Annotated in this window: 19 protein-coding genes; 5 read left to right on the plus strand and 14 right to left on the minus strand. The window is 59.4% G+C overall.

Features of this window, described 5'->3' with window-relative positions:
* The first annotated feature begins 4 nt into the window (after positions 1 to 4).
* From ACO06F_RS08425 to ACO06F_RS08435, 3 genes are read left to right on the plus strand one after another with little or no spacing between them, the layout of a single operon-like run.
* Complete coding sequence (locus ACO06F_RS08425; RefSeq protein ID WP_421696243.1) at positions 5 to 925, plus strand: class II glutamine amidotransferase; 921 nt, start codon at positions 5 to 7, stop codon at positions 923 to 925.
* A complete protein-coding gene (locus ACO06F_RS08430) occupies positions 901 to 2,856 on the plus strand; it encodes a glutamate synthase-related protein (RefSeq protein WP_421696244.1) in 1,956 nt (651 codons plus the stop codon). Before ACO06F_RS08425 ends, ACO06F_RS08430 begins: the two co-directional genes overlap by 25 nt.
* A 27-nt stretch (positions 2,857 to 2,883) precedes the next feature.
* Positions 2,884 to 5,436, plus strand: a complete 2,553-nt coding sequence (locus ACO06F_RS08435; protein ID WP_421696245.1) for an FAD-dependent oxidoreductase — start codon at positions 2,884 to 2,886, stop codon at positions 5,434 to 5,436.
* Positions 5,437 to 5,452: 16 nt separating this feature from the next.
* Here ACO06F_RS08435 and ACO06F_RS08440 read toward each other — a convergent pair whose 3' ends face one another.
* On the minus strand, positions 5,453 to 6,397 hold the full coding sequence (locus tag ACO06F_RS08440) for a homocysteine S-methyltransferase family protein (RefSeq protein ID WP_421696246.1): 945 nt from the start codon (positions 6,395 to 6,397) through the stop codon (positions 5,453 to 5,455).
* 76 nt (positions 6,398 to 6,473) lie between these two features.
* Here ACO06F_RS08440 and ACO06F_RS08445 point away from each other — a divergent pair, with 76 nt between their 5' ends.
* On the plus strand, positions 6,474 to 7,295 hold the full coding sequence (locus tag ACO06F_RS08445; RefSeq protein ID WP_421696247.1) for a hypothetical protein: 822 nt from the start codon (positions 6,474 to 6,476) through the stop codon (positions 7,293 to 7,295).
* Between the two features lie 25 nt (positions 7,296 to 7,320).
* On the opposite strand, the gene ACO06F_RS08450 is transcribed toward ACO06F_RS08445, so the two are convergent.
* The 6 genes from ACO06F_RS08450 to ACO06F_RS08475 all read right to left on the minus strand — a co-directional run bounded on the left by ACO06F_RS08450 (position 7,321) and on the right by ACO06F_RS08475 (position 14,635).
* Positions 7,321 to 9,663 (minus strand): CocE/NonD family hydrolase, encoded by a 2,343-nt coding sequence (locus ACO06F_RS08450; protein ID WP_421696248.1) that lies wholly within the window; start codon positions 9,661 to 9,663, stop codon positions 7,321 to 7,323.
* An 80-nt stretch (positions 9,664 to 9,743) separates the two neighbouring features.
* On the minus strand, positions 9,744 to 10,553 hold the full coding sequence (locus ACO06F_RS08455; RefSeq protein ID WP_421696249.1) for an ABC transporter permease: 810 nt from the start codon (positions 10,551 to 10,553) through the stop codon (positions 9,744 to 9,746).
* Positions 10,550 to 11,416, minus strand: coding sequence for an ABC transporter permease (locus tag ACO06F_RS08460; protein ID WP_421696250.1), 867 nt, complete (start codon positions 11,414 to 11,416; stop codon positions 10,550 to 10,552). The genes ACO06F_RS08455 and ACO06F_RS08460 overlap by 4 nt, the downstream gene beginning before the upstream one ends.
* Positions 11,417 to 11,421: 5 nt before the next feature.
* The gene (locus tag ACO06F_RS08465) at positions 11,422 to 12,525 is read right to left on the minus strand and encodes an ABC transporter ATP-binding protein (protein WP_421696251.1); all 1,104 of its coding nucleotides are present in this window, start codon (positions 12,523 to 12,525) and stop codon (positions 11,422 to 11,424) included.
* A 57-nt stretch (positions 12,526 to 12,582) separates the two neighbouring features.
* Entirely contained in the window at positions 12,583 to 13,764 is a 1,182-nt protein-coding gene (locus tag ACO06F_RS08470; RefSeq protein ID WP_421696252.1) for an ABC transporter substrate-binding protein, read from the minus strand.
* Positions 13,765 to 13,783: 19 nt separating this feature from the next.
* Complete coding sequence (locus ACO06F_RS08475; RefSeq protein ID WP_421696253.1) at positions 13,784 to 14,635, minus strand: helix-turn-helix transcriptional regulator; 852 nt, start codon at positions 14,633 to 14,635, stop codon at positions 13,784 to 13,786.
* A gap of 95 nt (positions 14,636 to 14,730) precedes the next feature.
* Here ACO06F_RS08475 and ACO06F_RS08480 point away from each other — a divergent pair, with 95 nt between their 5' ends.
* Positions 14,731 to 15,765 carry a zinc-dependent alcohol dehydrogenase gene (locus ACO06F_RS08480; protein WP_421696254.1) on the plus strand — a complete coding sequence of 345 codons (1,035 nt, stop codon included), beginning with the start codon at positions 14,731 to 14,733 and terminating at the stop codon, positions 15,763 to 15,765.
* 54 nt (positions 15,766 to 15,819) lie between these two features.
* Here the strand turns inward: ACO06F_RS08480 and ACO06F_RS08485 are convergent, their stop codons facing one another.
* The 7 genes from ACO06F_RS08485 to ACO06F_RS08515 all read right to left on the minus strand — a co-directional run bounded on the left by ACO06F_RS08485 (position 15,820) and on the right by ACO06F_RS08515 (position 23,671).
* A complete protein-coding gene (locus ACO06F_RS08485) occupies positions 15,820 to 17,325 on the minus strand; it encodes a M81 family metallopeptidase (RefSeq protein WP_421696255.1) in 1,506 nt (501 codons plus the stop codon).
* A 21-nt stretch (positions 17,326 to 17,346) separates the two neighbouring features.
* Positions 17,347 to 18,216, minus strand: a complete 870-nt coding sequence (locus ACO06F_RS08490; protein WP_421696256.1) for an oligopeptide/dipeptide ABC transporter ATP-binding protein — start codon at positions 18,214 to 18,216, stop codon at positions 17,347 to 17,349.
* Between the two features lie 79 nt (positions 18,217 to 18,295).
* Complete coding sequence (locus ACO06F_RS08495) at positions 18,296 to 19,267, minus strand: ABC transporter ATP-binding protein (protein WP_421696257.1); 972 nt, start codon at positions 19,265 to 19,267, stop codon at positions 18,296 to 18,298.
* Between the two features lie 13 nt (positions 19,268 to 19,280).
* Positions 19,281 to 20,162, minus strand: a complete 882-nt coding sequence (locus ACO06F_RS08500) for an ABC transporter permease (RefSeq protein WP_421696258.1) — start codon at positions 20,160 to 20,162, stop codon at positions 19,281 to 19,283.
* Positions 20,159 to 21,085 carry an ABC transporter permease gene (locus tag ACO06F_RS08505; protein WP_421696259.1) on the minus strand — a complete coding sequence of 309 codons (927 nt, stop codon included), beginning with the start codon at positions 21,083 to 21,085 and terminating at the stop codon, positions 20,159 to 20,161. The genes ACO06F_RS08500 and ACO06F_RS08505 overlap by 4 nt, the downstream gene beginning before the upstream one ends.
* 34 nt (positions 21,086 to 21,119) lie before the next feature.
* Entirely contained in the window at positions 21,120 to 22,700 is a 1,581-nt protein-coding gene (locus ACO06F_RS08510) for an ABC transporter substrate-binding protein (protein WP_421696260.1), read from the minus strand.
* Positions 22,697 to 23,671: a MurR/RpiR family transcriptional regulator gene (locus ACO06F_RS08515; RefSeq protein ID WP_421696261.1), complete on the minus strand. Its 975-nt coding sequence runs from the start codon at positions 23,669 to 23,671 to the stop codon at positions 22,697 to 22,699. Before ACO06F_RS08515 ends, ACO06F_RS08510 begins: the two co-directional genes overlap by 4 nt.
* Between the last annotated feature and the right edge of the window lie 22 nt (positions 23,672 to 23,693).

Below are 23,693 nucleotides of genomic sequence, written 5' to 3' on the forward strand. Positions count from 1 at the left end.
CGCCATGTGTGGAATCGCTGGAATTCTCTACAAGGGTAGCGCTGCGGCGGACGCAGCGGTGGGCAAGGCGCTCATCGACATGCTCGACGGCTGCCAGCACCGCGGGCCGGACTCAACCGGCTTCTCGCTTTACCGCGACCCCGTGCCGGGCCACCTGCGCCTGCGCTTCATCGTCGGTGAAGGAGATGCCGCCACCGATGCGATCGCCCGGGTCAAGGCAAAGCTCGCCGAATTTCAGGCCCGCGTGGTTGAGGAAGAGCATATGGGCTCATCCTTCGCGGTGCTGGTCAAATTTGACGGCGACCTGCAGCGCTTCGCTTTCGAGATGGAGCATGCGGCGAAGCTCTCCTCCATCGGAGAAAGCCTGGACATCATCAAGGATCTGGGCGGCGCCCATGATGTCGACCGAGTCTACAAGATCGAGAACTTCAAGGGCACCCACGGCATCGGCCACGTTCGCCTTGCGACGGAATCAGACGTTGCGCCGGAGGCTACTCACCCTTTCTGGGCGACCGGCTTCTCGGATATCTCGATCGTGCACAATGGCCAGATTACCAACTACTACAAGATGCGCCGTAGGCTGGAGAAGCGCGGCTATTTCTTCAATACTGACAATGATTCAGAGCTGATCGCGGTTTATCTGGCGGACAAGCTCAAGCACGGCACCACGCTGAAGGATGCGCTCAAGACCTCGATTGACGATCTTGACGGCACCTTCTCTTTCCTTGTGTCCACCAAGGACGAGATCGGCTACGCCAAGGACAAGCTCGCGGCAAAGCCTATGGTGAAGTACGAAGACGACAACATCATCGCGATCGCATCCGAAGAAGTGTCGCTCAATCGCCTTTTCCCCGGCCACGCACTCAACACCTCTGAACCAGCTCCCGGAACCTTCGACACATGGCAACGATCGACCTCAGCGTAACCCCCGTCCGCGAGGCCAACGAACTCCTTCGCAAGTTTGGGGCCGATGGCGTCGATGTCGAGGTTTTGAACCCTGACGCGCGCCACCACATCGGCGTTGGTCTCACCCATCCGATCAATGTGCACATCCGCGGCTCCGCTGGTTATTTCTGCGGCGGGTTGACGGACGGTCCGCGCTTCTTCGTCGATAACAATGTCGGCTGGGGTGTTGGCGACAACATGCTGAATGGCTCGATGGTGGTGAATGGGAATGCATCCGCCATTCCGGGTGTTGCCATCCGTGGCGCCGAAATCGTCGTCAAGGGCAACATCGGATCGCGAGCCGGCCAGGTGATGAAGGCAGGCACCTTGCTCGCCTGCGGCAACGCCAGTTTCATGGCGGGCTACATGATGTATGGCGGCCGCCTGATCATTCTCGGCAATTCGGGCGAGAAGGTCGGCCAGGACATGACAGGCGGAGACATCTACATTGCCGGGAAGATTGGCGAGATGGGCACCGACGCAATGCTGACCGACCTGCCGGAAGCAGAGCGCGACGACATTCTCGCTTTTCTCGACAGGTATCAGATTCCTTTTACCGGCAGTTTCCAGAAGATCGTAAATGCCGGCAAGAAATTGCGTTATCCGCGCACAGAACCGCGCCGCCGGGCAATTCCATTCTTCGACAGCTTCCCCGACAATGCCTATTGGAATGCCAAGGTCCAGGAAGACATTCATGTTAAGTCGCAGATCGGGCGTTACCGAATTCGCGGCTATGGTGCGTCGCGCCCTATGCCGCATCTGTCAGACATCGCCTTCAAGAAAGACATCAGCATCGGCGCGATGACCGACCCCGATGTTCTCTCCAAGGTCGAAATGAAGACGGAAGTCGGCGGCCGGTCGGGCGCCAACCCGCTGAAGCTTTCGATGCCGGTGATGATCGCTCCCATGTCCTATGGGGCGTTGTCCAAGTCGGCGAAGCTTGCCCTTGCCATCGCCTCCCGCCTCTCCGGCATTTCGGAGAACACCGGCGAAGGCGGCATGTCGAAGGAGCAGCGCGAAGAAGCTCATCAGCTGATCTATCAGTGCCTGGCAGGACGCCTCGGCTGGAACATTCACGACATGCAGAAGGCCAACGGCCTCGAGATCTATATCAGCCAGGGCGCGAAGCCCGGTCTTGGCGGACAGCTGATGGCGAAGAAAGTGACACCTGAAATTGCGAGGATCCGTGGCATTCCGGCCGGGATCGACCTGCGTTCCCCTTCGCGCCACCCGGATGTGCTGGGTGCTGACGACCTTGTCATCAAGGTTGAGGAATTCCGGGAGGCGACGGGTTACCGGGTTCCGGTCTCCGTCAAGCTCGGCGCTGGCCGGGTGCGGGACGATATCAAGATCGCCTGGAAGGATGGTTTCGATTTCGTCGAGCTTGACGGCATGCAGGGCTCGACGGGTGCCGCTGGCAACGAGGTTCTCGAATTCGTCGGCATTCCCACGCTTTCCGCGATCCAGGAAGCGCGCGACGCGCTCACTGAAGTGGGCGGACTGGACATGCCGATCGTGCTGATGGGCGGCATCAAGGATGGGATCGACACAATCAAGGCGTTGGCGCTCGGCGCCCATGCCGTGGCCATGGGCACGTCAGCCATCATCGCCGGCGGCTGCATTGCCTGTCTGCAATGCCATGCGGGCACCTGCGTCACCGGTATTGCCACGCAGGATCCGGCGCATGAGAAGCGCTACAACGTGCCGGTTGAAGCTCAAAACATTCACCACTTCTTGGAATCGGTCCGCTGGCAGATCGCCGCGATCACCCATGCTCTCGGCTATGCCGATCCGCACCAGGTGACACGGGACGACCTTGTGGCGCTGACGCCGGAGGCTGCTGCGATCACCCGGCTCCCCTATCACCCCGAATACCGCGATCGCGACCAGGACCTCCGCAAAGCTTCCTGACGGCGCCAATTCACACAGGACAAGACGATGAGCACGAACGTCATCACCGTGTACGATATCAACCGTGTGCGCCCGCCCAAGGCGCCTGCACGGGACGACAGCCAGGACCCGCATTTCGTGCCGGCTCCATGCCAGGTGGCCTGTCCCGTGGGCACCGACGCGCCGTCCTATATCGGCTATATCTGGGAAGAGAAATTCGCCGAGGCTTTCGAGGCTATTACGGCGACGAACCCCTTTTCATCCATCTGCGGCCGCGTCTGCGATGCGCCCTGTGAGCCCGCCTGCCGCCGCGCGGACAGCGATGGACCGCTGGCGATCCGCAATCTCAAGCGCTACGTCATGGACAAGCTCGGCAATGAGCATCACTTGCCGCCGGTGAAGGTCACACGCAAGGAGACCATTGGCATCATCGGTGCAGGTCCCGCGGGTCTGACAGCGGCGCAGGATCTGGCCGAAGCGGGCTTTGCGGTCCATGTCTATGAGATGATGGACAAGCCCGGCGGCATGATGGTGTGGGGCATTCCCGGCTTCCGGCTGCCGCCGGGCATTATTGAGGAGGATATGCAGCGGCTTCTGAAGCACTGCCCCGGCATCTCGCTCCATTGCGGCGTGACACTCGGCAAGGATGTGACGCTCGAAGAGCTGAAACAGCGCCATGATGCCGTTCTGATCACCATCGGCTCTTGGTGGGGAAAGCCAATGGGCATTCCCGGCGAGAACAACCCGAATGTGGTGGATGGCGTCGGCTTTCTCCGCCGCATCAATGCGGGTGAGCGCCCCACCCTTCCTGAGAGGGTGATTGTGGTTGGCGGCGGCGACGTGGCCATGGACGCCTGCCGCGCTGCACTGCGCATGCCGGGTGTGAAGGAAGTGAAGGTTGTCTACCGCCGCGGCCCGAAGGAAATCCCGGCTCGCAAGGAAGAGCTTCACCAGGCCATCCTGGAAAACATCGACGTCATCTATAACACCCAACCGGTCGAGGTGATCGACAGTGGCAGCGCCCTCAAGCTGCGTTGCGTAGAGACCCGCATGGGATCTCCCGGCCCTGACGGCCGGCGCAGGCCCGAAACCGTGCCTGGCTCGGAGCGTGATCTCGATTGCGGCTTGGTCATCATGGCAGTGGGTCAGAAGGCAGAATCCGCGGAACTTGACAGCAAAGGCCTGATGGCGGGAGACCGCGTGAAGACGGAATGGTCGACCATGCGCACGGAAGATCCGAAGGTCTTCGCCGCGGGAGATGGCGCTTTCGGAGGTTCCACCATCGTTATGGCGATGATGCATGGCCATCGCGCGGCCCATTACGTGAAGTCCTTCCTGGACGGGATTGCAGAGCCACTCGCCTACCGCACTCCTTATCGCACGCGAAGCGTACCGGCTGCACAGGACATCAATTGGGAAGTCTTCCCGCGCCGCGAACAGGCTTTCAACGGCCTAGGCACCAAGCCTTCCGCTTTCCCGGAAATCGAAACGACTTACAATGACGCCACTGCGAAGGAAGAAGCCGCGCGCTGCTATCGCTGTGATGTTGAAACAGGCTCCGCAGATTACTCGGTCAAGACACGCGAAGACATTTTCGTAATGGCCCGCACGCCGGCCACAGATCTGCGAACCCAGGCTGCCATCTTGCAGAAGCGGTTGAAGCCGAAAGCGAACCCTTTTCCCGAAGAACACCACGCCTCGTTCGATGATCTGGTGCTGCTTCCCGCCAATCTTTCACGTCTGGTGATCGACCCGTACCGCGACGCATGCAACACCGCCACAGATATTGCCGGCAAAGTGAAACTCGATATTCCCGTCATTGCTGCTGGCCTTGACGATTTGCCGGCGGAGGCGAGGCCTTCCCTCGGTGCCGCCCTTGCCGCTGTCGGCTCAGCCTATCTTGGCCGTTCGCCGCTGCCAGGGAGCAAGACCCCCTGGTTGCAGATGCTGGAAACGGGTGGCGAGCGCGATCCGTCAGCGGTTGGCTACGTCTACGTTCAGCCGAAGGGCTTTGTACCCTTTGAGGTGGCGAAGCAACCGGGCCTGATCACCGGGCTCGTCGCCCGCGCGGAAGACCTCGAAAGTGCAATCCCTTTCGCGCTCGAGCACGCCTTTGACATGATGGTGCTTGACGCCTCATCTGGGCTTGCCAACGCTTGGCCGGAACTCAAAGGCTATCCGGATTTCACGGTTCTGCGAGATGCCATGCGCATCCTTCGCAAGATGAACCGCGAAGAAGACATCGACTTTGTCTATTTCGGAGGCGTGCGCTCCGGTACGGACATTGCAAAGCTCATTGGACTCGGCGCCAAGGCCGGCGCGATCGGCATGACAATGGCCATGGCGCTCGGCGGCGAAATGGGTCCCGGTGGACTGTCCTTCTTCGGCGATCGCTCGCCAGAAGAACGCACGGACGCCGCGGCCTCCATCATCAACGCCATGTCGGCCGAGGCTTCGATCATGGCGCGCTGCACCGGCAAGACCGATGTGCGCAACATCGAACCGGAGGACCTCCGCGCGATTACGCTCGCCAGCGCCAGAGCTTTCGGCATTCCGCTCGCGGGTGCGAAGCGTGGCACCGTGATCGAAGCTGCCGAGTGAGGATCTGAGCAATTCCTCAGGCGCGACGCACGCGTTCCGAAATGGCCCTGATGTGGCGAACATCCGTGCCGCAGCATCCGCCGAGGATGTTTATCCACGGGCAGAGACTACGGATCAGGCCATAGTCCTCCCCGAGTTCCTTGGGATCGCCATCATCGAGATCGACCGCCTCATCGAGTTCGGCATGGCTAAGCTTAGAAGCATTCGCCCTGATGCCACGGATGCGCCGCACCCAGGAAGCTTCAGCCGCGAGTTCCGGAAGAAAATGGCTCGGGTGGGCGCAGTTCACCATGTAGTAAGACGCATATCCCCCGGTGGCCTCGTCCGTTTCGATGATTGCTTCGCCCAGGTCCTGGCCACTTGGCAAGTGTCCGTCGACTTCGGTTGTGAACGACATTGAAATGGGAATGGCGGCCTCCCGGGCGGCCTGAACCATACCGATGGCCTCACCCGTGTGCGTGATCGTCATGGCGCTCACCATGTCCGCAGCCGTTTCTACAAAGCGGGCGATCTGCGGCAAATGATAGCGACGGGCTTCATCTGCGTGCATAATGCTCTCCGGACGATAACCATCCCCTCGCGGCCCCAGCACACCGCTAATGACGACAGGTGTATCCTTCGTTTCATGTTCACGCCGGAGTTCCTCGGCCAATTCCACTGACAATTCCTGTAGCCGGCCGAGACGATCTTCGGGGATAGCGAGCCGCTCCGCCCAATCCCGACTGGCCCGCCAGGTGGGCGTGTCCAGAATGAACCCCATCCGATGATCGACTGCGATCGCGAGATGACGCTTGAAATACCGCTTCAGCAGATCACGCCCTGCAGATGTCTCAAGCAGGGTGAAGGCGGCGAAGCAGGGGAGGGTCTGACCTTCCTGAAAAATCAGTGTCGTTTCAAGCCCGCTGTCGGACAGGAACAGGCCGTTCCCAAGCTGAGGCAAGCCGTCTCGATATCTGCTCACGTGCATTTCCTGCCAATATGTGCCAAGGTAACCAGCGCTCACTCGATAGTGCCTGCAGTGTGGCATGTTGAGGCGAATGGCGCAGGAGAAAGTTGGCAAAATCCGCATGATGCCGTGGCCATCGAAACTGATTTGCCTCTGTGCCAGAATTTTCACCGCTATTATACTGGTGATGGTGATACCGGACGTGCAGGCAGACACGGACACCGACACCCTCCATTCGATGCTCTTGAAGCTTGCGCCCCCGCCTTCTGAACAGGCCCTTGAACACATTCCAGACACGGGCCGCAAGCTGCTGGCACTTCGGAGTTACCTGCGTTTTGGGTCCAAGATTGCTGAACGATGGAGTTGGACTGAGGCCGAGATCGCCGCCTTTCAGGACTCACAGGAGCAACGGTCCCTGCTTGCCGAAATCGAGGCGGTCAACCAGCACTTCATGGCGGCCAACCCCGGCTACAAGCTTTATGTCCACGGCACGGTACGCAGCCTCGATGAACAGATCGCCAAATGGAATGAGAACAAGTCCGTAGGCCTTGCCGCTCAGGACATACTGAGCGCCTACACGAACACAAGGCTTGATAAGCCGGGACCTGCAGCATTGGCCATATGGCTGCGCAACTACCTGCCGCCCAATCGCCCCAGCCTCGCAGCGCCGGGGCTGACGTCACATGGCCGGGCCCTTGCGATCGACTTCCAGATCATGAAGAACGGACAGATATATGCCGGAGCCAACACGAAACATGTTGAAAGCCTATGGCGAACTGAAGGCTGGGGTCAGAAGCTGAAGACCAGCATCACCGCTGCAGGCCCCTCCTTCTCCGGCCCACTGACCGAGCCGGACGAGCCTTGGCATTACGATTATTCCCCGCCGGCTTCATGCACAGCAGGGAAGAAGTAACACCGGCACAGCCGACGAGGTTCGTTCATACCCAAAGCCTCGGGATCGTTCCCTCAACCTGTGCTTCTTCGAACAGTTCGCCGTCCGTGAAGCCCTGGACGTTGGCCTGGTACTTGAACACCACGCCACCGTCAGAGGACTGTTTCTCACTCCAAACCCGCGTGCTAGTTACCACCTGAACAATCCAGTCGCTCCGTTGCAGCGTGGTTTCGTAGCGCGTGAATCCCGTCTGGGAGAGTGGCTGGCCATCGAGGATCTGGAAATTCTCGGATGCTTTCACGTCAACCAGCAGATTATCCAACGCACCACCAAAAACGGTGCGCCCGCTGTCGAAGGTCTTGCGCACAACGGTCCCCGGACTGCCATCGACATCCACGCGTTCGACCAGCCGCTGGTTCGAACCGGGCCTGATCGTCTCGAGTGTCGGGACATAGAGTTCGGGGTCGACATAGGCCGTATGCGGCGGCAGACGGGCATTGAGACCCTCGTCCTCCAGGCGCGCGTCCCGGCCGGGCAGGATCAGAACGGCGGGGGACTTGCCTTCGGCCGGACCTGCAAAGAGCTCGATGCGGGGAACTTCGGGTGCTCCCCACAAGGTGGGAAAGTAGACGGGCGATACCGCGAGCCTGATTTTCCAGCCTTGCTTGAAGACATGGCCGATGATGTTGAGGGGTACCTCTACGGCAAAGAGCCTAGGTTCCACTGGCTGCGGTTTGGCCTGATCGCCTTCACGGTAGACGAGATTGAAGAAGCTGTAACTGACGAGATGCGATTTGCCGGAGGTGGGGCTCACCTCCGTCAGACGAACAACGAGGGCCGCAATCGGCTTATCACAGGTCAGGTTGAGCTTCACCACGGGATATCCGTAGCAAGCGAGGTCTTGGGAGAGCGAAGCGCTGTCGAACGTGATCGAAAGATTGTCGTCTGGTGTCTGGTCACCTGGAAGGTCGGGGTTGCCTGAATTGCCAAAGGAACTCGTCTCCAACATGGAGGTGCCCATGGTGAGAGGTGTCCCGGCGGCTGCGAGGGCAACAGACGCAGTGCTGCTGCTCGCAGCTGTGGGTGGCTCTGCCAGCAGCGAGCCATTGGGTGCAAGGAAGAAATGCTTCTCCTTGGTCCGCTTCATCCAATCATGGTCCTCGGCAACCCACGTGCCACTGTCTTCGAAGTCTGGCGACGATTCAGGTTCGCGTGAATTGCCCAGCCACAATGTGAGTTCCGGCCAGAGCTTCGCCGGGTCGGGCTCCTTGCCGCGGAGCCATTTGTCCCACCAATTGTCCACGACGTAGCGCAGCCAGTCCACACGCGGCCCCGGATAGCCGTCAAAAGGGTAACGATGCCCGTAGGGGCCCAGCATCGCGGCGACCGGCTTCCCCAAGCCACCAAGCCCTCGCAACACATGATCTACTGGGTTTTTGTAGCCGTCTTCCCAGCCGGACATGATGAAGACGGGGACTTTCACCTTGTCGTAGTGATCGCGAACGCTGGTGCGGCTCCAATACTCGTCGCGCGTCTGGTGTGTTCCCCATTGCTGGAACCAGAATGACATGTTGCGGATTCTCTGCCGCCAATTCTCACGCCAGCTGTCACCCACCACGGCCGGATCTGGGGGAGCAGGAAGCCATCCCCACATGCTGGAGGCCCAGCCCACGTTGTCCATCATCATGGCGCCGCCCATGTAGTGGACATCATCATTGTAGCGATCGTCCGAGCCGCAGTTCACGACCACCGCCTTGAGTGCGGACGGACAATCTTCGCGCGCAGCCACCATCAGGGAGTTCACCGCGCTCCAGGATTCGCCGATCATCCCCACATTGCCATCGCAGATCGGAAGATTGGCGATCTGCTGGATCACCTGAACACAATAGGAAAGCTCTTCCTCGGTATATTCGTCGGTGAGTGATCCGGTGGAGTTTCCGCTGCCCTGAAGGTCCACGCGGAAACTCAAATAGCCGCTATAGGCGAACCATGGATGCATTTTGCTGTCAACATACATCGTGCCATCTCGGCAGCGGTAGGGATTGAGCTCCAGGATGGCCGGGCAACGGGTGTTGGCGGCCAGTGCCGGAGCATTGTACCAGTAGTGGCCCGAGAGGGTGACGGGCTCCTTACCCGGCATATTTGCAGTGAAGCTGATGTTCCTTGGGAAGGGCACCACGTCCAGCGTAACCGGCAGATATTCAACCGAAGCGCCCGGCGCATTGCTGCCGGCGCGGGCAGCTTCCGGCCGGAAAGCGACGCCTGCCGATACGAATGGCGGCAAAGCTGACCACGCAGCCGCCTTCAGCAGACTACGCCGGCTGATCCAGTTCCACATGGCCGTCCCCCCGGATTTGGTTTCGAGTGTATTGCCAACTTTCCTCGACATTGGGTTGAAGTCAATCATGTCAAATAAGCTCGCAGACTTGCTCGTCTTTAGCTGGTTGCGGTCAGGAGAACTGCCGGCGCCTACTGCCTGTTTCCACGAAGGCGGAAACGGTTCGCGAGGATCACGAGCAGGATTCCCGGCACGAAGACGACCGTGGCGATTGCCGGATAGAGCGGCGACGAGCCAACTGCGATGCCACTGAAAATGAAGGTGGGAATTGTTCGCGTCGACCCCGCGAGACTGTAGGTGATGTAGAAGTTGCCCCAGCTCAGGAGAAAGGCGAAAATGGCCGCCGAGAAGATACCAGGCCAGAGAAGCGGGATTGTCACATAGCGGTAAACCTCCCAGGTGGTGGCGCCGCAATCCCGCGCTGCATCTTCCAACACCGGATCAAAGTTATAGACCTGCACTGCCACGATCACCATGGCGAAGGGTGCGATATAGACCACATGGCCGATAATGGCGGTAACGATCCCTGTGTTGAATCCGAACCAGCGGCCGAGCACCGAAAACCACAGGAGCAGGACAATGCCGAGCAGAAGCTGCGGGAAGGCCAGCGGCGCTCCCGCCAGCCCTTGGAAAGCACGTTTGCCTTTGAAGCGGTAACGAACCCCGACAATGGCGGCCATGGTGCCAATCGCAGTGGCAAAAACCATGGCGACAACTGCAATATAGGTTGAGTTCCACAGCGCGGTCAGTGCCGGGTCGCTACGAAACAGATCACCGTACCACTTCAACGACACGCCATCGAAGGGCAACGTAAGGAAGCGGCCCTCTTGGAACGAAAAGGCGATGAGCGTGAAGATCGGCACATAGAAGAAGATCAGGACAGCTGCCATGCTGCCATAGAGAATCAGGTTTGCGAACCCACTTTCAAGGCGATGGTTCATATCGAGGCCCTACGCATGCCGGCAATGCGGGTGAACAGCAGCACTACGAACACGGCAACGGCCATGAGTACCAAGGTGAGGGCAGCACCAAGCGGCCAGTTGACACGCGTTTCGAAGGTTTGGCGGATCAGTTCTGCCGACATTGGAGATTTGCCACCGCCGAGCACCTTTGGTTCCAGGAAGACACCGACTCCGAGAAGGAAGATCAGCACGCTTCCGGCCCAAATACCGGGCCTAGACAGCGGCAGCGTGACCTCCCAGAAGGCGCGGAACTTGCCCGCACCGGCATCATAGGCGGCAAGGATCAGCGAACGGTCAATGTTGTCGATCGAGAGATAGATGGTGAAGATCGCAAAGGGCAGGAGATTGTAGACCATGCCCAGGAGCGTTGCCCAATCTGTGAACAGGAAGGACACAGCATCGGGTGGGAATCCCACATGAACGAGGAGGTAGTTGGCTGCACCCTTCTTGTCCAGAAACAGCACCCAGCCGAAGGTTTTGAGCGTTGCGTCCGTGATGAAAGCGAAGGTGATCAGAACCTTGATCTCATTGTCATATTTTTTGAAACGCGTCGCCAACCCATAGGCAATGGGGAAGGCGAGCAGGATACAGAGCAGGACGCAGGCCACCGCCATCACGAGCGTATGGAGAAGGATGGTCCAATAATGGGGCTTGGAAAAGACGTCCGCCCAGGTGGCGAGGTCCCACGTCCAGCGCAGCATGAAATTCTGCGTGCGCTGGAAGGTGAGGATGAATGTCATGACGAGCGGCGCGAGAAAGCACGTGGTCTGCAGGATGACACTGGGCAGTGCCTTGACCCACAATTCGGGGTCGCGCCAGGATCTGGAAATCTCGTTTTCCATCGGCCTCAGGCCTCTCCTGGTTTCAGCACCCAGATGTCCTTCTTGTTCCAGCCCAGCCAGACATCTTCACCGAGCTGCATGGGTAGATGGGACGTGCCTTGAATCTCGATTGCGAGCTCAAGGCCCTTCGTGGAGCGGGCGCGATACTGAACCGTGCCCCCCTTGGTGAAGACCTCGGTGACAGTAGCGAAAATCCTGCAGTCAACCGCTGCTGCTTCGTCACAGCGGCGGATCAGTTCAGGACGCACCATCATCAGCGCCGCACCTTCGGCGACGCCGGGTGCCACCATGGAAGAAGCGACACCTTTCTGCGCATCGACAATCTCGCCACTCGTGTAACTCACCTCCGATCCGCTGCGGCCGGTGATGGAAATGGGAATGAGGTTGGTTTCCCCGATGAAGCCTGCGACGAAGGTATCCGCCGGACGGTAATAGATGTCGCTCGGCTCACCCAGCTGTAGAATGCGGCCGGCGCGCATAACACAGATGCGATCTGCCAGCATCATCGCTTCCTCGAGATCATGTGTAACGTGGACAAAGGTGACACCGACGGAGCGGTGCAGACGCTTCAATTCTGCCTGAAGGACCTTCTTGAGCTTCACGTCCAGCGCCGAGAGAGGCTCATCCAGCAGAAGTAACTTGGGCGAGGAGATCATGGAGCGAGCCAGCGCGACGCGTTGCTGCTCTCCGCCTGACAGGGCACGTGGATAACGCTTCAGATATTCAGGCTTCAGCTCCATGAGTTGGATCATGTCATCCACCTTCGCCGCGATCTCGGCTGCGCTCGCTTTCCTCAGCTTGAGAGGGAAGCCAATGTTTTGGGCTACAGTCATATGCGGGAAAAGAGCCAGCTTCTGGAACACCATGGAGGTGGGCCGCAAGGCCGCGGGAACGCCCGCCATGTCCTGCCCTTCGATGCGGATCACGCCGGACGTGGCGTCTTCAAAACCGGCGATTTGCTTCAGCAGCGTGGTCTTACCGCAGCCCGAGGGGCCGACGAGTGCAATGAACTCACCCTGGCGCACATCCAGAGACACACCCTTCAATGCGGGATAAGTACCGTATGACTTGTGAACGTCGGCGATAGACAGGATTGAAGCGTTCGTCATGTTCTCTCAAAACAGTGAGGCCGGACAAGGCGCCTGCTTGTCCGGCCCGTCAAGGCTTCACTTTGCGGCGGCGAGCTCTTCCTGCCAGATCGCCAGCATGTCGTCGATGTTGGGCGCGATGCGGTGCATCTGGGAATTGTCCCAGGCGTGCCACATGTAATCCATTTGCAGGATGTCCTTCTCCTCAGGCGTGAAGAGCTGTTCAACCGCCTTGTTGGTCACCACATTGCAGGTGGTATCAAGCAGTGCGAGAATGTGCCCCGACTCCTTCGAGACGACGTGTTTCAAAAGCTTTTGCGAAAGTTCAGGCTGGTCCGTCTCCTTGAGGATGGCGGTCGCCTCCACCCAGATGATCCCCTGTTTGAGACCGTTCTTCGGCTCTGGAACAATGGCGAGGATATTCTTGTGGCCCTGCTTCCTCACGGCCGAGGTGAGATAAGAACCTGCACCGATACAGCCCAAAAGCGAGCCATCGAGAAGGCCCTTCTGGGCCTGGGTGAGATCACCCACGAGCGTGCGTGTGTTCTTGAACATGGCGCGCAGAACTTTCCGCACCTCATCTAGTGCGGCCTGGTCCAGCGGCTCATAGGGGTCGATGCCGGCGTGCAGCGCCATCGGAAGGATCGGCCAGTCACCCCAATCCATCACGCAGATCTTGTCCTTGTTGGCGGGGTCGAAAACAGGGTCGTAGGTCCGCCAGGTCTCCGGCTTGGTGACGTCAGTGTTCACGCAGGGGCCAACCCAGCCCCAGCGTGTGGCAACGCCGATGGTTTTCCCCTCATTCATCAGAGGTTCGAAGGGTGGTTTGAACTGGTCGTAAAACGTTGCGTATACATCTGTGTAGTTGTCCGGGTTCAATTCCAGCGCAAGGCCCGCAGGGCCCATGCGGGTGATCCAGGGCATGTCGCTTGACACGATGTCGACTTCGCGCGACGCGCCGGCTTGCAGCTTGGCGAAGCCGCCGGGGCTGTCCACGATCAAGTCGAAGCTGATTTCAGTGTCATTTGCCTTGTTGAAGGGGTCGATGATGCGCGGGTCATTATAGCCTTCCCAGCACATATAGGTCATCTGGGTGGCAGCATGCGCCTGCCGGGTATTGAGGCCGAGCATGGCCACACCGGCAGCACCCGCCATGCCCTTCAGCATGCGGCGGCGGTTCATGCCGGCCTCATCAAGGCCCATCGCCTTGATCTGCTTCTGATAATACTGCGGCAGATCGCTGTACCAGTTCTTTGACATGGCTTTCCTCCAATAACTGTTATGGGCGTCGACGTTGGGGGATTTGGGGTAGGCGTTCCATATCCCCGGGGGAATAGGGCGACTCTGCACCACCTTGCCCTGAGAGCCCTAGGAAGGCGGCAAAGAGTTCCGCCTGGGTGGACACCTTCATCTTCCGATAGATATTCTTCCGGTGAATCTTCACCGTGCCCGGGCTGATGCCCAGCTGCATGGCGATCGATTCCGTCGAATGTCCTCTCAGGACCAACGTGACGATCTCGCGCTCGCGCAGGGTGAGTGACAGGAAATCAGGTTGCGCCGTGCCGCGCGTCGGCAGCGCGCGCAGCTCCCGGTGGCCATAGAGGCTGGCCCAGTGACCCTTACAGAAAGCGCCAATGGCAGGTTCCAGAGCCCGAAGGATACCAAAATCGGCGCGCGTGACGCGAGGCGAACTGTCCCAACGGCCGAAGGAGATGACACCCGTGAGGCCCTGCTCCAACTCGAAGAAGAGGCCGATTTCCTCCCCAATTCCAGTACGGCTGTAATGAACGCGGAAATACTCGCTGCGCCGGAAATGATCTGGCGCCACATCATGGAGGCGGAAACATCCCGATCGTCTGCCTTCCTCCACCAGCCGGAACAGAGGATCCAACAGAAAAGGGCCATCGGCATAATCTTCGGCAATGATGCGATGACGATTCTGATCGAGGGTATCGCCTAATATCAGCGGCCGCGCCGTACCGGCATAGGCGAAGACCATGGCAAAGTCGAAATCCACCAGCCGCCTGACACTGGCGAGCAGCACCGGGATGAATTGATCGCTGCGCTGAGTTGCGGCGATTTCCGCCATGCCGCGGCTCCATTGCTCAAGAAGAAGCAGCTTTCTCGACATATGTGATGCCATCTGTACCCTTATCGCTTTAGGGATATGGCCACATTCCCGTGGCAAAATCTATGCTCCGGTCAAACGCAAACGAAAGCACAGACATGACCCAGACGATGAAGGCCGCCATTCTGCACACACTCAAGACCCCGTTGAAGATCGAGCAGGTGGCCATTCCGGAGCCGGGCTATGGCGACCTCCTCATCAAAGTTACGGCTTGCGGTGTCTGCCACAGCGACCTCCATGCCGTTGATGGCGATTGGACGCCGCCCCCGGTGCTGCCGCTGATCCCGGGCCATGAGGTTGCGGGAACGGTGGCACAGGTCGGCCCCGGCGTTACCGGCTTCACCGTGGGCGACGAGGTGGGCGTGCCTTGGTTGTATTCCGCCTGCGGTCAGTGCGAGTTCTGCCTTGCCGGCATGGAGACCATCTGCAAGGCGGCAGAGGCCACAGGCTATACCAAGCCCGGCGGCTATGCGGAATATCTGGTGGCACCTGCTGCTTATGTCGGGCGGTTGCCGGTTGGCACCGACCCCTATGCCATGGCGCCCATTCTGTGCGCGGGCGTCACCACCTATCGTGGTCTGAAGCGCACCAATGCGCGGCCTGGGCAGTGGGTGGCAGTGGTGGGAATCGGCGGTCTCGGCCACATTGCCGTGCAGTATGCCCATGCCATGGGCCTGCGCGTTGCCGCCGTGGACGTTTCCGCGGAAAAGCTCGAACTGGCAAAATCACTTGGTGCGGAGATCATCGTCAATGGGGCAGAGGTTGACCCCGTAGTGGCCATCCAGGAGCGGATCGGGGGAACTCACGCGGCCGTCGTCACCGCAGTGGCCAGTAAGGCCTTCGAGCAGGCGGTTCTGATGCTCCGGCCTGGCGGGACCGTGGCCTATATCGGCCTTCCCGGCGGCAAGTCCGACGAAATCAGAGCCTCGATTTCTGCAATCACGAACTGGGAACTATCTGTCAGGGGTTCAAATGTGGGCACACGCCAGGACCTGAATGAGGCGATTGCCTTTGCCGCCAACGGCCTCGTCAAGGCAACAATTCGCACCGCTCCACTTGAAGAGATCAACACGGTTCTCGATGATATGCGCCAGGGTAAGATCGTGGGCCGGGTGGTCCTGAAACTCGCTTAGCGTTCACGTTCAGGACTTTGGTGCTGTTGCCGTCCCGCTGGCCGTGAAGATGTTTTAGATCGTTAAGTCTGCGTCCAATGGAAAGATTGGGCGGGGCGCATTGCGATAGGTGCGGCGCTCATAGCGCGGTGTCGACAGGGCGCCACTGTCGCAAACAATGACTTTTCCCGCAATGGGTTCAAAGGCAGCGCGGAAGTGCTGCATGGATTTCAGCGCAATCACGGCCTTCTCCCCTGGCATGATGCCGAAGGCCTTGAACTGCTGCTGATCGAGAATCTGCGAATTGCCGGTGACGACGAGAACATCAATGCCCTGCACGCGCAGCACCGCGGTGACACCATAGCTGTGATGAAGGCCACCCAGAATCGGACCATCACAGATCATGTCGCCATTGCTGAGCACCACAATTTCCCCTGTTACGTCCAGCGGCCCGCCACCGAAGGCAGGATCGTTCTTGCCGCCCAGCGAAAGGCGGACGCGATCTCCAACCTTGTGTGTGTGGAGGAAGGCAGCAGCCTGCGGATCGATCATGGGCCCGAAAGCAGCGTTCACCACACCGGCCTCGAGCATTGCCTTCAGCAGGTTCGTTGAATCTCCGTAGGCTCCTGAGCCAGGGTTGTCGGAATAGTCCGCGATGATGAGGGGGCCATTCGCCGCGTCGAAGTGGCAAGCGACGTCAGCCGCCTCTTCAACGCTGAGATAGCTGTTCACGCTCGTGAACCGGGCCTCCCAGATTCCATTTGCAATTTCCTCGGCAATGGCCCTGGCGCGCGGCTCCGCAGCCGGCAGGCGAGAATCAAAAGTCACCGTTACCGTCGGACCCACGTCGCGGATATCCGCGTCGGAGAAACCTGCGTTGATAGAGACGGCAAGGATTCCGGGTTCGCTCTCCGCTTCCCTTGCCTTTGCATAGAGAGGAACCATAGGCCCTTCATCGGAACGGCCACCATTGATCTCGTCCAGCATGGGCCGGTGGGCGCGCAAGGTGCGGGGTCTTGTCTCGCCGGCCATGTGGCTCTCCAGAATGCGCCCCGCCTGCAAGCCGCGCTCACGCATGTCGATATGGGGGTAGGTCTTGTAGGAGAGCACAATTTCCGCAAGCTCACACATCAGTGGTGTGCAGTTCGCATGGAGATCAAGGCAGACAGCGATCGGCATGTCCGGCCCCGTGATAGCACGGATGCGGGACAGCAACTCTCCCTCTCCGTCTTCACAGAACTCCGGCACCATGGCGCCGTGAAGTGACAGCAGAATACCGTCAAGCTGTGCGACATTTGCTTTGATCGCTTCACAGATTTTTCCAGCGATATCCTCATAGGCCGCGCGCGCCACCCGCGCACCCGGCCCCGCATGGGCGGAGATAACGTGGTTTACAGACCATCCCTTCTCTCGTGCCGCATCGAGGAAACCTGCAAGTTCCGTATTGGCGTCGCCCCGTTCGGCGATGGCAGCATCGCCGATAAGGTAGGTTTCGGCCTTAAAATCGTCGAGCGTCGTGAGCCCCTTCTTGAAGGTGTTGCTCTCATGGGCGAACTCTGCCGTCAGTACATGTCGGGGCAAGGCGATCTCCTCTTGAACCATTCACAGTGGATTGAAGCACGCCACGCGATGGGCGGTGTGTTCTCCCATGAGCTGAGGCCGTTCTTCCAGGCAACGGGCCATCACATTGGGGCAGCGCCCGGCAAAGGCGCAGCCCCGCGGGAGATTGTGGGGAGACGGGATTTCGCCCTGCATCGCCACCAGTGTGCGGCGCTTGCCGGGATCAGGGCTGAAGGTGCTTTCAAGCAAAGCACGCGTGTAAGGGTGGCGCGGTTGAACGTCCGTCGAAGGGAGTTCTTCCACTACGGCTCCAAGGTACATCACCAAAATCCGGTCACAGAAGTAGCGCACCAGCCCGAGGTCGTGGGAGATAAACAAATAGGTGAGACCCAGTTCGCCTTTCAGACGTTCCAGAAGTGAAATGATTTGAGCCTGAATGGACACATCAAGCGAGGCAGTGGGTTCGTCCAGCACGACGAAGTCGGGTCTCTGCGCAAGCGCTCGCGCCACTCCGACGCGCTGACGCTGGCCGCCCGAGAGCTGATGCGGATAGGCACCCGCCATTTCTGCGGCGAGCCCGACCTGCTCGAGGAGATCGGCGATGGCTCCGGCGCTCACGCGGTCACCTTGAACACGAAACGGCTCTGCCAACACATCTGCGATCGTAAAACGCGGGTCCAGCGAGGAATAAGGGTCTTGAAACACCATCTGCATTCGGCGGCGGAGGCGGCGCATGTCATCTGGACGCAATGCCATCAGGTCCGCGCCATCAAAGTGGATGCGGCCGGTCGTTGGCTCAATCAGGCGCAGGACGAGACGAGCGAGGGTTGATTTTCCGCAACCGCTTTCGCCCACGACGCCAGTGATGGAATCACGCGGAATGGTGATTGTAACGTCACGCACGGCGGTCATTTCACGTGATCTCCGGAACAGTCCACCACCACTGGTAAAACGCCGCGTCAGTCCTTCAGTTGACAGCAGTACCCTGCCTTCAGTCATCGCTGCACATATCTGTCAAAAAGGGAAAGTGACACGCCACCACGCCTTCCGGACGCGGCGCGGGAGCTGGAACAGTCCGGATACAGAGGTCCTGGGCCTTGGGGCAGCGGGGATGATAGCGGCATCCCGCAGGATAAGCCGAAACCGCCGGGACTGTACCAGGAATTCCCATGAGCGTTCCCTTTGGCGTTTCAGCACGCGGAATGCAGCCGATGAGCGCCTTCGTGTAAGGATGGGCCGGCACCTCGAACAACGGGCCAATAGCAGCGGCTTCGGCAAGCCTCCCCGCATATAGGACTGCAACCTTATCGCAGCACTGGGCCACGACGCCCATGTCGTGGGTGATCAAGAGCAGTGCCATGCCGCGCTCCCGCACCAGGGAGGCAAGCAGGTGAATGATTTGCGCCTGAACCGTCACGTCCAGCGCGGTGGTAGGTTCATCTGCAATGATGATGTCCGGTTCGCCCGCAAGCGCCATGGCGACAACAATGCGCTGCTTCATGCCGCCAGAAAGCTGGTGGGGATATTGCCGACAGATTGCCTCTGCGTCTGGTATTCGCAATTGCGTGAGCACGTCCACGGTGCGGTGCCGGGCCTGTGCGGCGCTCTTGCCGAAATGCAGGGTGCCAATCACGTCAATCTGCGCGCCAATCGCCTGGAGAGGGTCGAGCGCCGTCATCGGGTTCTGGCTGATGAAGGCAATCCGCTTTCCTCTCAGCGCGCGGTAGGCGTGTTCAGAAAGTTGCGTCAGTTCAATACTATCGAAACGGATAGAGCCGGCACTCACCCGGCCACCACTCAGCGGCAGGAGCCCCATGATTGCCATCGCGGTGAGTGACTTGCCGGAGCCCGATTCGCCCACGAGCCCGAGGATCTCTCCTCGGTCGAGCGCAAAGCTCACGCCATCAATCGGCGTCACAGGGCCGATCTCGACCTTCATGTCCTTCACTTCGAGGAGTGCCATTCTCAGCCCAACTTCATGCCGACCGCAGCCGCGCGCGGATGTCGAGCGCGCGAATGAGCGCATCGCCATAGATGTTAATGGCAACGACGGTGATCGCCACCGCAAGCCCCGGGAAAATGATGATCCATGGAGCTTTGAACAACAGCGCAGTGCCGGAGGACATCATGGCGCCCCAGCTCGGCGTCGGAGGCTGAGCGCCCAGGCCAAAGAAGCCGAGCGTTGCTTCCAGGATGATTGCATCCCCCGTGGCCAGCATGCCGCTCACCAGGACAGGGGCAAGCGCATTTGGCAGCAAATGTCCGAACAAGACCTGGCCATGCGATGCGCCGAGGCTGCGCGATGCTTCAACATAGGTCTCCGACTTGATGGCCATGATCTGGGCGCGGGTGAGGCGCGTGAACTGTGCCAGATAGGCAACGCCGATTGCCACAAGTGTGCCCGTGATACCAGGGCCGATGATCGCGACGAGGATCAGCGCCACGAGTATCTCAGGGAAGGACCAGCTCAGATCCACTGCCACCATGATCATCTGATCGAAGCGCTTGCCAAAATATCCTGCCGCAGCTCCAAGCACCATTCCGATGAAAACAGACACACCAATGGCGATGCCGGAGACGGACAGCGAGATGCGGCCCCCATAGAAAAGCCGGGTCAGGAGATCACGGCCGAATTCGTCAGTGCCAAGCCAGTGCGCAGCACTTGGCGGCTGATAAGCCTCCTTCAGCGATTGCACATCATAGGCATAGGGGGTCAGTACAGGCGCAAGGATCGCTGCCAAGACCACAAAGATGATCCAGCCCCCGGCAATTGCACCTTTGGGCGTGCGCAGCGCCCTCATGACGGCCATATCTCGCCACGGCCTCCGGTGTTCACGCGAAAGCAGCTCCGCCGTCATGACATCGACATTCTGACGCGCGGATCGAGCGCTGCCTGCAAGAGATCACCCAGCAGGGTACCCAGCATCACCGCCATCGCCAGCAGCAGGAGCGAGGCTTGTACCACTGGATAGTCATGCTGGTTGAGCGCCTTGATCAGTAGCGTGCCAAGCCCCGGCCTCGCAAACACGACCTCCACTGTCACCGCGCCCCCGAGAATCCAGCCGATGCGGAGCGCGAGTATGGTGACCACGGCGGTGAGCGCATGCCGCAGCACATGGCCAAGGTGGATACGCCAGCGCGGCAACCCCTTGGCATGAAGCAGCATGACGAAATCCCGCTGCTGCGCTTCGATCATGGCGACGCGGGTAACGCGTGCCACCAGTGCGGTGCCGGCAAGCCCGATCGTCAGCACAGGCAGGACCAGTGCCTGCCAGGTCTTGGCGCCTGAGACGGGAAACCAGCCCAGATGAACCGAGAACAGAAGAATCATCAGCAGCCCGAGCCAGAACGTCGGCATGGTCGAGCCAAGTAGCACGCCTCCCATGATCAGCTGGTCTGCCCAGCCCTCCCGCCGCCAGGCCGCGATGACCCCCAGCAGGATCCCCACAGCCGCAGAGAATAGAAGTGCAGCACCACCGAGCGCCAGCGAATAGGGCAGAGCCTGCATAATCATCGTTGAGACGGGTCTTTGCCCCACAATGGCCGTGCCGAGCTCGCCGCGGAGCACGTTTGCTATCCATATCAGATATTGTACCGGAAGGCTGCGGTCGAGCCCGTAGCGCTGGGCAATCACATCCCGCTGCTCTGGGCTCGACCCGATCCGGATCAGATTGTCGATCGGATCCCCCGGAATCAGATGAAGGATCAGAAAAATGATAATGGAGACCGCGAGGAAAACCGGCACGAGCATGAGCAGCCGTCTGACAGCATAGCTGATCACTGCAACTGCTCCGCCCGCGCCGGCATTTCTTGGCCTATTCCTTTACGTCGACATCCATGAGGGTCACGGCGCCGATCTGTGTCCCGCGTACCTTGTCCGGCATCACCAGCCGGTCCTTGTTATAACCCACATTAACCACCGGCTGATAGATCGGCGCGAAGGGGAATTGCGACAAGACATACTCGTGATAGGCCTTGAAGTTTGCGGAGCGTTCAGCACCTGTCTTTGAGCCGGTCATTGCTTTGGCCCGCAATTCTTCTGCCTTCGGATCATTGTACATGGAGACGTTCGGATAACCCAGCCTGTCACCGCCAAAGAACCAGTCGATGATATCCGCATTGTCCCACTCATAGGACCGAACGGCGAGCTGCTGCTTGCCGGACTTGTACTGGTCACGAATGGCAGAGGAGTCAAAGATAGTGATCTCAGCATCTATTCCCACTGCCTTCAGTTCGCCCTGAACAACTTCGGCAAGCCGCTTGAAGGAAGTGTCCGCCTGTGCCCAGAGAGAAACCTTGAATGGCTTTCCATCCTTCTCGCGCACGCCCGCTGCGCCCATCTTCCAACCGGCCTCGTCAAGAAGAGCATTGGCGCGGGCCGGGTCGTACTTGATCGTATACTTCGCTTCGACCTTGGATTCCGGAAGCGCGCTGATGAGGAAGCTGTCTGCAACGGAACCTGCGCCACCATAAACAGCGGCAAGGATTTCTTCCTGATTAATAGCCTTTGCCGCAGCTTCGCGCACTTTGATGTCTGTAAAGGGTTCAGCGGTTACATTCATCGGCATATAGACTACTTCACGGCCGGGCATGGTGAGAACCGCGAGCTTTGGCTCGTTTTTTACCTCACCAACCAGATCATTGGGAACTGAGAGCAGCATGTCAACGCCGCCCGTCTTCAGTTCGAGGAAAGCGGTCGAATCCTCAGCGATTTCGCGGAATGTCAGCTTTTCGATTTTCGCCGGACCGACGTTTTGAGAGAGGGGCGATGCCCATTTGTAATCCTCGTTGCGGACGAGCACCGTCTCCGAGCCGACGTTGAAGGTATCGAGCTTGAACGGGCCCGTGCCGATCGCTTCCGTGACACCGAATTTGTCGCCATCGGCGACATAGGCCTTAGGTTCCGGAATCGACATGAAAACGCTCGACAGATTGTAGAGCAGGTTCGGGTCCGGGTGTTTCATGACCAGCTTCACGGTGTGATCGTCAATGATCTCCACCTTGTCGATGGCTTCGCTCATATAGGCATTGTCGCTTGCCTTGAAAAGCTCAAGCCAGGCCGGAATGGTGGCGGCGTTGAACGGCTCGCCATTGTGAAACTTCACATCCTTCTTGAGATGGAAAATCCAGCTCATGCCATCAGGAGCCTCCTCCCAGCTTTCTGCGAGGTGCGGGTGAAAGGAGAGATCTGCGTCCTGCTCCACGAGACGGTCATAGATCATGGCCGTGGCCGTGTTGAGCATTGGGGCCTTGATTGGATTATAGCTCTGCGCTCCCACCTCGTTGGTGTTAAGAACGATTGTAACTTCCTGCGAAAATGAAAGCGGCGCTGACAACAGCATGGCTGCCGCTGAAATTCCGGCTGCAAAGACAGCCTGTTTGAACCTGAACGTCATTTCTTGTTTCCTCCCGTTGGTTTAGAAATGCTTGTTGCGGTCTTCATTCGAACGGTACGAAGCGAGCTCCCCATTCCATGTGGAAAACCCGTGTGCCCGACGAAACTGTTGTAAGATGCGGCCACCCCTTCCATCCGGGCCTCCACTACGGCGCCCAGATCCTTGAACACGCCGTTGATGGCGAGACCCACAAGGCTCGCCATGGCGGATGTCGTATCCCAGAAATGATTGAGGTCGGTCTGAACGGTAAAGAGTTCGGTGACCACGCCGTGCGCCCAGTCGCAATAAGGATCGGTGATGAGCGAAACCGGAATACCCCCCTTCGAGGCGGCTTCCGCCAATTGTTGCGTGGTGCGCGAGTAGCGCCGCCCGTCGAACAGCACCAAACAGACAGTGTCCGGGTCGGCGAGCAGAATCTCGGCGAAGTGCCCGCCCGCGACGTCTGCAAGGTGCACGCCGGACCGGAGATATTGCAGATTGTGAACGAGTTGGAGTGCATGACCCCGCTCCGTTTGAAACCCCGCAACGTATACGGCGGGGCAATGCGCGAGTCGCGCCACGAAGCGCTCGAACTCCGGCGTTGAAGCGAGTTCGTAGACCGCCACCACGGCCGCAATCTCTCGCTCAAGGGCGATGGTTAGTTCACCGCTGCCCCGGCGGCTGCGCTTGTGGAATTCTCTGAGGCGGTCTCCGATCAGCCAAGCGGTGTTGCCGAACTCCGAGCGCAGACTGCCCTTAAGGTCTTTGAAGTGGCGATAACCCAGTGACCGGCAATACCGCCCGATCGATGCTTCACTGACCCCAATCTTCCCGCCCAGAGTCGCCGCCGTCTCGAACGGCAGGCCCTGGAGATTTGCGAGCATATAGCTGGCAATGGCATTGGCAGCTCCCGAGCCGTTCTCGATGCTGGCTTTGAGCCTCCGTACCAGATCCGGGGCGGGGCCCTCTGCTGCTGTGGCGCGAATTTGCAATGAACGATCTCCCACAGAGGAC

The organism is Aestuariivirga sp. (assembly GCF_965227715.1).
Taxonomy (GTDB): domain Bacteria; phylum Pseudomonadota; class Alphaproteobacteria; order Rhizobiales; family Aestuariivirgaceae; genus Aestuariivirga.

What these genes read in the sequence shown, in the direction of transcription:
- ACO06F_RS08425 (WP_421696243.1), top strand. Translation starts at nt 5, where the DNA reads ATGTGTGGAATCGCTGGAATTCTCTACAAGGGTAGCGCTGCGGCGGAC.
- ACO06F_RS08430 (WP_421696244.1), top strand. Translation starts at nt 901, where the DNA reads ATGGCAACGATCGACCTCAGCGTAACCCCCGTCCGCGAGGCCAACGAA.
- ACO06F_RS08435 (WP_421696245.1), top strand. Translation starts at nt 2,884, where the DNA reads ATGAGCACGAACGTCATCACCGTGTACGATATCAACCGTGTGCGCCCG.
- ACO06F_RS08445 (WP_421696247.1), top strand. Translation starts at nt 6,474, where the DNA reads ATGGCGCAGGAGAAAGTTGGCAAAATCCGCATGATGCCGTGGCCATCG.
- ACO06F_RS08450 (WP_421696248.1), bottom strand. Translation starts at nt 9,663, where the DNA reads ATGTCGAGGAAAGTTGGCAATACACTCGAAACCAAATCCGGGGGGACG.
- ACO06F_RS08455 (WP_421696249.1), bottom strand. Translation starts at nt 10,553, where the DNA reads ATGAACCATCGCCTTGAAAGTGGGTTCGCAAACCTGATTCTCTATGGC.
- ACO06F_RS08460 (WP_421696250.1), bottom strand. Translation starts at nt 11,416, where the DNA reads ATGGAAAACGAGATTTCCAGATCCTGGCGCGACCCCGAATTGTGGGTC.
- ACO06F_RS08465 (WP_421696251.1), bottom strand. Translation starts at nt 12,525, where the DNA reads ATGACGAACGCTTCAATCCTGTCTATCGCCGACGTTCACAAGTCATAC.
- ACO06F_RS08470 (WP_421696252.1), bottom strand. Translation starts at nt 13,764, where the DNA reads ATGTCAAAGAACTGGTACAGCGATCTGCCGCAGTATTATCAGAAGCAG.
- ACO06F_RS08475 (WP_421696253.1), bottom strand. Translation starts at nt 14,635, where the DNA reads ATGTCGAGAAAGCTGCTTCTTCTTGAGCAATGGAGCCGCGGCATGGCG.
- ACO06F_RS08480 (WP_421696254.1), top strand. Translation starts at nt 14,731, where the DNA reads ATGACCCAGACGATGAAGGCCGCCATTCTGCACACACTCAAGACCCCG.
- ACO06F_RS08490 (WP_421696256.1), bottom strand. Translation starts at nt 18,216, where the DNA reads ATGACCGCCGTGCGTGACGTTACAATCACCATTCCGCGTGATTCCATC.
- ACO06F_RS08495 (WP_421696257.1), bottom strand. Translation starts at nt 19,267, where the DNA reads ATGGCACTCCTCGAAGTGAAGGACATGAAGGTCGAGATCGGCCCTGTG.
- ACO06F_RS08500 (WP_421696258.1), bottom strand. Translation starts at nt 20,162, where the DNA reads ATGACGGCGGAGCTGCTTTCGCGTGAACACCGGAGGCCGTGGCGAGAT.
- ACO06F_RS08510 (WP_421696260.1), bottom strand. Translation starts at nt 22,700, where the DNA reads ATGACGTTCAGGTTCAAACAGGCTGTCTTTGCAGCCGGAATTTCAGCG.